The 10789-nt window shown below is 42.3% G+C and carries 7 protein-coding genes; all 7 read right to left on the reverse strand.

Annotation, left to right across the window (positions count from 1 at the left end):
• Positions 1 to 29 precede the first annotated feature (29 nt).
• Positions 30 to 461: a hypothetical protein gene (locus HP439_RS15090; protein ID WP_172391169.1), complete on the reverse strand. Its 432-nt coding sequence runs from the start codon at positions 459 to 461 to the stop codon at positions 30 to 32.
• Between the two features lie 104 nt (positions 462 to 565).
• Positions 566 to 1669, reverse strand: a complete 1104-nt coding sequence (locus HP439_RS15095) for a helix-turn-helix domain-containing protein (protein WP_172391170.1) — start codon at positions 1667 to 1669, stop codon at positions 566 to 568.
• Between the two features lie 347 nt (positions 1670 to 2016).
• Positions 2017 to 3930 (reverse strand): alkaline phosphatase, encoded by a 1914-nt coding sequence (locus HP439_RS15100; protein WP_172391171.1) that lies wholly within the window; start codon positions 3928 to 3930, stop codon positions 2017 to 2019.
• 131 nt (positions 3931 to 4061) lie between these two features.
• The gene (locus HP439_RS15105) at positions 4062 to 5630 is read right to left on the reverse strand and encodes a RagB/SusD family nutrient uptake outer membrane protein (RefSeq protein ID WP_172391172.1); all 1569 of its coding nucleotides are present in this window, start codon (positions 5628 to 5630) and stop codon (positions 4062 to 4064) included.
• 14 nt (positions 5631 to 5644) lie between these two features.
• The gene (locus tag HP439_RS15110) at positions 5645 to 8746 is read right to left on the reverse strand and encodes a SusC/RagA family TonB-linked outer membrane protein (protein ID WP_216657869.1); all 3102 of its coding nucleotides are present in this window, start codon (positions 8744 to 8746) and stop codon (positions 5645 to 5647) included.
• A gap of 34 nt (positions 8747 to 8780) precedes the next feature.
• A complete protein-coding gene (locus HP439_RS15115) occupies positions 8781 to 9851 on the reverse strand; it encodes a FecR family protein (RefSeq protein WP_172391173.1) in 1071 nt (356 codons plus the stop codon).
• A gap of 83 nt (positions 9852 to 9934) precedes the next feature.
• Positions 9935 to 10528 carry an RNA polymerase sigma factor gene (locus HP439_RS15120; protein WP_172391174.1) on the reverse strand — a complete coding sequence of 198 codons (594 nt, stop codon included), beginning with the start codon at positions 10526 to 10528 and terminating at the stop codon, positions 9935 to 9937.
• Positions 10529 to 10789: the final 261 nt, after the last annotated feature.

The raw sequence follows: 10789 nt of genomic DNA on the forward strand, positions 1-10789 counted from the left end.
ACACGATCTTTAATGTTATTACACACTCACTAAAACAGTTTTTCTAATTTAAGTTCAATGAATTCTATCCATTCTTTATTCTCCGATTGAATAGACCAATTCCCGATAATTTCGGAGTTCTCTTCATTTATCAATCCCTGGAATTTGATCCCGTTTCCATTAATTTGAAAACTATCATTTTTCATTCGACTCGTCATGACGCCACTTTCTCCTCTTGAATTGAAGTATTGCATTTTAGCGTCATCATCTGAATGTCCAAGTGAAATCATTTCAAATGTTTCACTTTTCTCCATACCCATCATTACATCCGCTTTATGCAGGATAAAATTTCCATCAAGTATCAGCGCGTATGTATCTACTCCGTTTAGATCGACTGTTTTTTCTTGGGTTATGACAAGTCCTGAAGTTTTCCAAGTTCCAATAAGTCTTTTAAAATTAGATGTTTCTATTTTTTTCATCATTTGTTTTTAATTGCATTTTAGAAAGTCCAGATACATTTCTACCACAATATCTTTGGGAACGATCAACACCTGATTTGTTTACATTGTATGATACACGATTTCGCTCAGTCAGTTCCCGACTTTGCTTTAATATACTCTTTCGGTGTAAGATTAGTTGCTTTTTTAAATGTAGTATAGAATGTGGTTTTGGAATTAAAGCCAGCTCTAATTGCGACGCCTAGCATATCCAAATGCTTGGTGTTCTCTGACAAAAGTAGAGATTTTGCTTCTTCGGCACGCAACTCGTTTATAAACGTATAAAAGTTCTTACCAATTCCATTATTAAGAACGTAGGAAAGTTCATGTGTGCTGATGCCTACCTTAGCCGAAAGTACCGACAAGGTCAAACTGGGGTCGAGATATAACTTTTCGTCAACCGTTTTTCGTATCACTATATTTTTGAGTTCTTCAACCTGGTCAACTGTAAGCCGTTCATTCACTATTTTTTTTATTTCAATTTCGTCTTTTCCCAGCAAATGATATTTTTCGATCGCATAAATTGATTTTTGAGTTAAAGTTAAATATGCCAAAGGGATTAGTCCTAAAAAATACAGTACTGGAGCAAAATAAGTTATGTGAATGTTAGCCATACTAAGCAGACGGACAAGAATCAAGAAAAACACTGAAATCAATAAATAACCTAACCAATCCATGTCTATTTTATCAGTAAAAGAAGAGATTAGCTTTATGTTCTTTTTGTGGCCACGGAGCAGAGCATAACAAACAATCCAATAATATACCATCTGGCCAAAGAAAAAATACCGGATGATAAATCCTAACCATGAAGGCAATACGGGTAAATGGTTTTCTTTAGTAAACAAAATAGGCATTAAATAAGCGAAAGAAAATATGAGGAAAAGCAGAAAGGGTACGAAATGGACAAGCCAATCCTTTTTCGCTGAATCAGGCGATATGTACAGGTTTACGGCAATGTAAAGACAAGGGAACATTGCCCATCTGGGCAATTCGAGCAGGTGAATAAGGAAACCCGCACTAATTCTAAAGCCTTCCAAGAAAAGTTGGATAAAAGTAAATGCAAGAATAAAATAGAATGCCCCAAGCCACCGATTGGCCAGGGAATTTACTTTATCCATACCGATAAAAAGTAGAGCACCCAATAGCCATAATGCTCCTGCTGAAAAGGCGTAAAAAGCTGTTAACGGGTTCATTCCAGACATGAGATAATTTGGACGGTTTCAGTAAAGTTATGTTATTTTTTCTTTTTGAACAGATCTCCTAGGCGGAAGAATCTTTTAGCGGCAATTAAACGTTTGCCTTGTTACATGATAATAATGTGAAAAATAGGATTAAAATTGAAGCTGTAAGTTTGTCCATGACCATTAGTTTTCATCAAAATACAGACGTTTCGCTCTACTTTTGTTCGTATCTATCCAACCGAACTAAAATAATGATGGTTCCAACTACATCATTCGGCCATAAGTACACCAAAGATATTTGTTCAAGTTACCTGAGACATAGGTTATAACGGAAAGTAGTCGATAGTGTTGATTTCTACCTACTTTCTAAAAAGCGCGACGATACGATCAAATATATAAGTGTTTTGAAAAAAACCAGTGAAATTCTGGGCCCCTGGACCATATGTAAAAACAGGCACCGCCATACTACTGTGGTCATTGGATGCAAAGTTCCCATGTACAAATCCCGATTTCCAGTCGGTATCTAGAAGCGACAGTGCACCTGTCTCGTGGTCCGCCACAACGATGACCAACGTGTTACCATCATGATCTGCGAAACGTAAGGCCTCTCCCACAGCCTGATCGAAATCCTGAGTCTCCGTAAGCGTATATTCCAGATCCCGAGCATGTCCTCCCCAGTCGATCTGAGCTCCTTCAGCCATGATAAAGAAGCCTTGATCACGATGTTTTAGTTTATCGATAGTAGCTACTAGAATTTCACTTAAAATCGGTCCTCGTCCGTCTTTAACTGGTCGAGTCAAAGAGTCGGGAAGGAAATATATTAATCTTTCGGATTTACTTGCTAGAAATTCCTGTTTACTGACCGGTAGATCAAATTCATTACCCCTTAAAGCTGCTGCAAACTGATTCCATTTTTTCGAGTCGTTATAGGCACTCGGCTTACCTCCAACGAGAATATCTGTATCTTTATTATAGATCAAAGAATTACTGATCGCTTCTGACGCGTTCCGGTCTTTGTTCGAGGTGTAAAAGGCTGCTGGTGTGGCGTCCGATAGGTCGCCCGTTGAAACTATACCAGTGTGTACTCCCCAAGGTCGTATTATTGAGGGAATGCGTGGCAGTGGGTTCCCATTGGTATCTACACTGAGGTGTTCGTTTAACGTTTTTTGGCCTGTTGCAATTGCTGACCCGCCAGCGCCAGAATCGGTATTCCCAGGACTAAAGGAGCTGGTAAAGGAAAAACCAATGTGTTTCATCTTACTCATATTTGCTTGGCCTCTGTTTGCAGAAATTACCGCTTGGACATGCCCCATTCCCATACCATCACCAATAAGCAAAATCACATTTCTTACCGCGCTGGCATCTTTTCCATCTGAGGAATAGGTCGGTTGATATGTTTTGTAAGGCTGTTTTGACGTGTACCGACTAGCCGCCAGATTGTCTATATACTCTGCTAATGCAGTAGGGTGGTCGGTATTGAGCCAACTGACACCCATTTTTTCTAAAGTTAGCCAGGTATTCACGCTTTCCGGTGTTCCCCATAAGCGAAACGGCACCCCCATAGCTTTTGCCCGTAAGGCTTCCTCTTGTATCTTAGCCATGGCAACCGGGCTGGGAACGCCTTTCCCATTCCAGTTCGTATAGTTTTTTAGGTTGTCGCTGATAACACCCAAACGTTTCTGTTGTCCGTCGGTATAACTAATCTGCGGACGGCCGTCAAAATAGATCCATTTTGGGAATCTGTCGAATTCCTCAGCAGGGGGCATATTACCGCTGATGACAACTTTAACGGCGTTCTCGGACATTTGCGGATTAACCATGTATTGATATTTCTTTAGAAGCGTAAGCAGTGGAGGCATCAACTTTTTGTAGTCCTCCTTAAAGTCTAAAAGTAGTTGTAGACTCTTAGTTCCATCAACAAACGGCCTCCTATCATTCTTTTTAAACAGAGATGCCAATGGTTTTAAATAGATATCCTCTAACGTGACGCCTTGTTTGATCCCCGATATCTCGTGCGCAGCATACAGCGAATCGTTCCGTAAGAATAGATCCACCTCTATAGATTCCATCCCCGCATAGTATGCCGTAAAAAAAGGTATATCCTGTTGGTAGTCATTATGGCTATGTCCTTTGACCGATACAGCTAATTGTTGACGTTCGCCAAACATAAGTTCCTCGAAGCGGTCGTGCGTATCCGTTTGTTGGGCAAACATCATACAAGGAGTCGTAAGAAGAACCAAGAAAAGCATTTTAGTCAAATATGTTGTTTTCATTTATTTTTTCGATTTAGTAATCAAATCTAATAATTGTCAGCCGTCTATCTAGCAAGAAGAAGAATGACTGTTCGAAAGGCACGGCCGAGCCGAACAGTCATTCTTCTAAATCAAATTAATAGAACGCATTACTACCAGCCTTCATTCTGCGGTATCTTGGCATTGCTGAGATCCTGTGGCGGAATTGGCCACACGTGGTGTATTGAAGGTTCAAAATTACGTGGACCCCAAACTTCTATAATCTCGAAATCCGATTCTGGATCATTTTTATTGTTATGCTGCCTCCCTGTGGCAGGTTTGGCATATGCTGCTTGCGCGTCACCCCAGCGCACAAGGTCTGAATGTCTATCGGTGTATTCACCAGCGAACTCGGAACGACGTTCCTGCTTAAGGTCGCCCATATCGGCCCCGTGAATAGTAGGAAGACCCGCACGATCGCGTACTTTGTTAATCTCAGAATCTCCGTTTTGACCCTGCTGGATCAGAGCTTCGGCTTTCATCAATAGGACGTCGGCGTAGCGCACCAACGGGATATTTAGATCCGATGTCGGGTAGTCCCCATTTGGATTTAGGTGTTGCGATGCCGGCGTACGGAAAGGATGCATGTATTTATTAAATTGGAATCCTGTCTGAGAATTTGAGGAGTAATACTTCCGCTCCTGCCCGAAGAGCATATAGCTGTCTCCAAATTCTAGGATCGTTGCCTTTAGACGTGGATCCCCTTTTTCAAAAGATGCGTAAAGCTCTAGCGTCGGGTGAAAATACCCCCAACCGTTGTACATTCCGTACCCGGTATTTTCAAACATTACACCCGGTAATATCGAGCCACGCGTACGGTTTGATACTACAGAAAAAATATACTCGCTAGAATAATTATTCTCTACAAAGAAAACGCTTGCGAAATCTTCGCTAGGTTTGTCAGTATCGATGAGGGCTCGGTTCGATCCCGAATTCGTTATCATATCACAATACTTTGCTACCTCTGCCCATTTACTCCTATCATAACGCGCCCATTGCATATTCGTTTTAGCCAGATACGCATAAGCGGCATCCTTATTGGCGCGACCCAAATCATCGCCCGTGTAGGTGGTTACCAGCGGCAGTAGTTCAACCGCTTTTAACAAATCGGCCTGCACTTGCTCAAAATTTTCGCTGACATGCGCTGGACGCTCGAAATTAAGCTGCTCCATATTTTCTTCGGTGACGATGGGTATTCCCGCACGTTGATCACCATAATACTGAGCAAGATAAAAATACGCGTAGCCCCGCATGAAATAGGCCTCTCCAAGTACACGAGTTTTAATAGCCTCACTGATTTCCATTTCCGGAACTTTGGTTAAGATCGTATTTGCGCGCTGGATAATCTGGTAGAATTTCTTATACATGCTATTGATGCGACTTTCATTTCCAGTAGCCGTAAAATTTCGAACGGCAGCAGATCCTGCGTCGGTTCGGCCGGTAACCATATCGTCCGATGCGTTTACGAACCAAAATAGGCCACGCCCAAACATACTATCATCGCTAAAGTGCTCATAGAGACCATTCGCGGCAGAAATTGCATCCGTCTCTGTTTTCCAAAAATTAGCATCCGTAGTCGATCCTTGTGGTGTAAGGTCTGTGAATGACTTGTTGCATGATTGCGTGCTAATTGCCAGTCCAAGTAACGCAAGTGCTATATATTTTTTAAATTGTAAGTTCATGTTTCCTCCTGTGATTAAAAATTAACATTTAGTCCTACTGTGAAAGTTTTTGCCAATGGATACCTTCCCACGTCTAGTCCTATATCGCCGACCTCTGGATCGATTCCTGAATAGGAGGTAAACGTAAACGGATTTTCTGCCGAGAAATACACTCTTGATTGTAATTTTCCCAACAATTCAGGAATGCGGTAGCCCAATGTGATATTTTTGATGCGGAAATAATCACCATCCTCTAGATACCAGTCCGATACGGTTCCAAAATTACTATTTGGATCCTCGCGGGTCAGACGCGGAATTGTAGCATCCGTATTCTCTGGCGTCCAAGCATCCAGCACACGTGCGTCCAAGTTGTATCCCTGTAACCCTGCATTAAAGGCTGTATATTTGTAACCGTTGAAGATCTTCGTCCCACCTACGCCATAGGTAAGGATACTCAGATCGAAGTTTTTATATTCAACATTCGCGAAAAACCCGTAGGTAACTTTCGGGATAGCACTGCCCATGTATCGACGGTCAGCATCATTTATTGATCCGTCACCATTACTGTCAACAAAGCGTAAATCTCCTCCTTTTGCTTCCGGCTGCAGCCGCTGGCCGTTGGAAGCTTTATAATCTGCGGCTTCCATGTCTGACGAGAAAATACCCGCTGTCGGTATCATATAATATGAATGAAGTGGTTGGCCTGGCGTTGATCGGTAGGGTAGCAATACTCCTCGAACGTGAGAAGTATGTGCGATAAAGTCGTTAAAGTACCCATCGAGATCCTGCAGCTCATTCTCATTGAATCCGATATTGGCATTCAATCCAAGTCGCCATTCTCCGAACTGATCATTGTATCGGGCACCAAACTCAAATCCTTTATTTAAGACATCGCCAACATTCGCTGTCGACCCTCTTTCCAAACCGGCGTGGGGGTTCGCCTCATTTTCCTGGATCATTCCAATAGTGGTTTTATGGTAGTAGTCGGCTGCAACGGTCAATTTATTGAAGATTGTAAAATCCAAACCGATGTCAAGAGATTCTGAGCGCTCCCATGAAATATCCGGATTAAACTGTTTGGTCATAGCATAGTGTCGAACCAACGTGTTGTTTTCTCCCAGTGGCGTTGATACATCCGTTGTTAAAGGCAGGTTATAAGCGTAGCGATCGACAGATCTAATATTTCCGATCTGTCCCCAGGAAGCACGAAGCTTTAGATCGTTTATAAACGCGCTGTTAAAGAACGGTTCAGAAGAAATCTTCCAAGCTGCGGAAACGGACGGGAACACATCCGATCGATATTTTTCCGAAAGGCGTGATGTGCGATCTTGACGAATACTCGCTCCAATGTAATACCTGTTTGCATAATTGTAGTTCACGCGAGCAATTGCGGAAGTCAATGCATCCTCCCACACTGCGCTACTTGGCATCTCAGGTACCTCCGCCGCATTCCCTAAATATTGATTCCAGTCCTCTTCTCGTTCAAAGCCTCTCGCTTGTAAATAAAATTGGTCGTATCGTGTCTTTTGAGCGGAATACACGGCTACGGCATCCACATTATGGGATCCGAAACTCTTGGTGTAATTCAGCTGCTGATCCCATATCCAACGATCCTCACGCTGTTCTTCGTGGGTAAGGTAGTTGTTTCCATTTGCCCGGCCAATCTCAGGGATCTTGGGATCGAAGCGTTTATACGAATAACGTCGCATGTTTATAGCGAAGTTCGACTTAAAGGTCAGTCCGTCTAGAATTTTTATCGACGCAAAAGCATTACCATTGAGGTTTAACGACGGATTGTCGACAAAAGGACGCTTAAGCAATGCTACTGGATTATATGTATCGCCGTAGATTCCAGAGAAACCAGATAGGTCTTGAGGTACCGTACCGTGGAAATTACCGTATTCATCATACACCGGTGCTGCGGGATTCATGTAAATAGCATTAATTATAGATCCACTGTAACTACTTTCTGTATTCGTACCACGGGTTGCAGTGTGGTTTACATAAAAGTTCTGTCCTACGGAAATTCGGTCCGTTAGATCAAAGTTGGATTTAATACGATACGAAAAGCGTTTATAACCGGTATTCAATAATAGCCCCTCTTTATCGTGGTAACCGAACGAGGAGCTGTAGGTAGCTTTCTCTCCTCCGCCGGATAGTTGGACATTGGCATTTAATATGTCTCCTGTCTGAAATATTTCATCCATCCAGTTTGTACGGGAAACCTGTCCCCAAGGATTTTCGTCTGGGTTATGTCCCGGCGGCAGATTTAATCCATCGTTCGCGTACGCTGTGTTATAAGCTTGTGAATATTGCTCCGCATTCAATGCTGATGGAAGGTTACTTGCATTCTGCCATCCGCGATAGATGTCAACGTTCAGCTTCGGTTTGCCCGGCTGGCCGCTTTTTGTAGTGATAACAATCACGCCTGACGATGCTTGGGCACCGTAAATTGCAGCTGCGGCTGCATCTTTTAAAATATTTACCGACTCAATGTCATTCGGATTGATTGGACCTCCGTAATAAGGCACCCCATCCACAACATACAAAGGCTCGTTATCGTTCAGGGTGTTCATTCCTCGGATCAATACCTTGGGGTTCTGCGAAGGATCTCCTCCGGCGGACATCACGGTGACCCCAGCAACATTCCCCTGCATCATGTCGCCAAGATTAGTAACGGGGCGGTCGACCTGCGTGCTCACATTCGGAAGTGTACTGATTGCTGTTGTCAGATCGCCGCGGCGCTGCTGTCCGTATCCTACAACTACAACTTCAGTAAGCTCCGATGATGTCTGATTTAAACGAATAAGCATCGAATTGCTCTCTCCTTCTTTTACTTTTTTGGCTGCACTTTCATACGATTGATATCCGAGCATCGTTACTTTAATACGATAGTTTCCCGAGACGTTCATTCCTCCTAAAATAAATACCCCATCGGCATCTGTGGATACTTGAGTTACAGCGTCCCCTTTTTGATCGAGGAGCTGTACAGTTGCGCCGGGGATGGTTGATCCGGTGTGGTCCAGAATGGTTCCGCGCAACTGTCCGCCAGACTGTGCCCAAACATTAGTCGCTAGGAACAGCGCGAGACCACTCATAGCCAATCTAACACCGTTGACAATAGTTCTTTTTTTCATCTGTCTGTTTTCTTTATTTATGTTCTTTTTATATCTATTCTGTGGTAACAACCTTTTTCTGTACTGTTATTATACCCTGTTCAGAGGCAATGGACTGGAGCCCGTTCATATTGCACACGATATCAATAATAAGATGAGCAGGTTCGTTGATTTTAAATTCACCTGTAAAAGTCAATCCTTTCAATTCATGCGCATCGGTTATTATCTGAATCCCCTGTTCAAGCGCTATCGTTTGAAATACGGTATGCAGGGGGGTATCTTTAAACACCATCATAGGTGTTACGGGTCGCGTAGTTTTTGCAGCAACAACGGTCTTGCGATGCTGTTCAATTTTCTCCATTGGTTTGGTTAAGGATATTTGTCCTGTTTCGGTTGTTATACGTAATTGATCGCCCGCAAGTAGATACTGACTTTTCATCGGTTTATGAGCTTTAGTGCCTGCATTTACGACTATTTTACCGGTTTCCAGGTAAATATTCAATTGCCCAGATTCTCGCGAATCAATGGAAAAGTCTGTTCCAAGTGCTGTTGTGCTGTATCCGTTTGCCCATACAATAAAGGGCCGAGAAATATTGTGTGCAACTTTAAATCTCCCCTTCCCGGTAAGGTGCAGCTGGCGATCAATAGATGGATAATTTGAGGTGTACGTTATGGCGCTACCTGGCGATAAAATAACCACGGAACCGTCAGCGAGTGCGGTTTGCTGATCCTGATAATTATTGTTATAAATTCGTAAAGTATCGGTAATTCCAGAGTCACTTACAATAGGATGAGGTGAATGGTTGCTCTCTGTGTTAATAAAGTATCCGCCTAAACCTATTACGAATAATACAGCTGCCGCTGAAAGACTGTTTTTTAGCCACCTAAGCCTTTTTCTCTTTTTGTTGGGCAGATCCATACTGGCATGAATCTTTTCGAGAAGCACCTGATATTTGCGTTCAGGAAGACTTCCATCGTTCGTTTTATTTTTAAGAAAATCGTCGGCTAGATCGCTTTTTATCTCTTCTTCATGTGTCTTGATATCGCGAAGTAGATGACTTTGCTCTTCCTTTGATAAATGGCCCTTCCAAAAATCCGCAATCCGTTTATAAATTTGATCCTTCATCACCTTTAAATACACAGGGGATGCTTAAAGGGGATGCCTTTTTGTGTTACGCTTTTGTTAACATAATATCAACCCGACATATATCAGAAAAAAGAATATACAAATAATGCCACGCCTACATATTCAGGATAGCGCTGTAAAACATACTTCCTGATGGCCGAATTTGACTGTTTAAGGTAGTCATTGACAGACTGTAAGCTGATTCCCAATAGCTCTGCAACATCGGCTTTTGACCTACCCTCGTAACGGCAAAGTTTAAAAACTTCTTTTTTTCGTGCCGGGAGGTTGTCGACAGCTTCATCGAGCAGGCGCATTTGTAAAGTGTATAACTCTTCTGCTTCGATGTTACTCCCTGAAGCTTCAGGTTCGACTGGGTAGGTGAAGACATATTCTATCGATTCGTTAATTTTTTTACGTAAGCTATTCAGCGATTTATTGTGACTTACGATAAAAAGCCATCCACCGATAGCCTCATAGTTTTCGAATTTGGAACGATTTTGCCAAAGCGACAAAAAGACGTCTTGCAAAATGTCTTCGGCTATTTCTGGTTCTTTTACAAACTTCAATATATTGAGATGAACAGCCCTATGATAACGATTGTACAGACGATCAAAGGCCGCATCGTCACCGTACGCTAACAACCTTATGTCTGCTTTCTCATTTTCTGCCTCTACCATGTCAGTATTTCTGTACTCGGTTAATCTTGGAAATCGAGGCAAAAGTATTAAAACGATGGGTAGAACAAGTTAAAAGGATGTTATTTAATCATTAAGTGTGCAAACAGAGTACCGCCAGCGACCGATATCACCTGTAAACATATAGATTCTTTGCATACACAAATCATTGATCTGTACAATGGACAATTCTTTAATAAATCCATATATTTACGACATTGATCATCGCGTCGATTCAGTAGTCATCGAACAATTTTTCAGAAC

This window comes from Sphingobacterium shayense (assembly GCF_013179575.1).
Classification (GTDB): domain Bacteria; phylum Bacteroidota; class Bacteroidia; order Sphingobacteriales; family Sphingobacteriaceae; genus Sphingobacterium; species Sphingobacterium shayense.

Excerpts from the sequence above, each read along its gene's own strand:
- HP439_RS15105 (WP_172391172.1), bottom strand. The coding sequence starts at position 5,630 with ATGAACTTACAATTTAAAAAATATATAGCACTTGCGTTACTTGGACTG.
- HP439_RS15120 (WP_172391174.1), bottom strand. The coding sequence starts at position 10,528 with ATGGTAGAGGCAGAAAATGAGAAAGCAGACATAAGGTTGTTAGCGTAC.
- HP439_RS15115 (WP_172391173.1), bottom strand. The coding sequence starts at position 9,851 with ATGAAGGATCAAATTTATAAACGGATTGCGGATTTTTGGAAGGGCCAT.
- HP439_RS15090 (WP_172391169.1), bottom strand. The coding sequence starts at position 461 with ATGATGAAAAAAATAGAAACATCTAATTTTAAAAGACTTATTGGAACT.
- HP439_RS15100 (WP_172391171.1), bottom strand. The coding sequence starts at position 3,930 with ATGAAAACAACATATTTGACTAAAATGCTTTTCTTGGTTCTTCTTACG.
- HP439_RS15110 (WP_216657869.1), bottom strand. The coding sequence starts at position 8,746 with ATGAAAAAAAGAACTATTGTCAACGGTGTTAGATTGGCTATGAGTGGT.
- HP439_RS15095 (WP_172391170.1), bottom strand. The coding sequence starts at position 1,669 with ATGAACCCGTTAACAGCTTTTTACGCCTTTTCAGCAGGAGCATTATGG.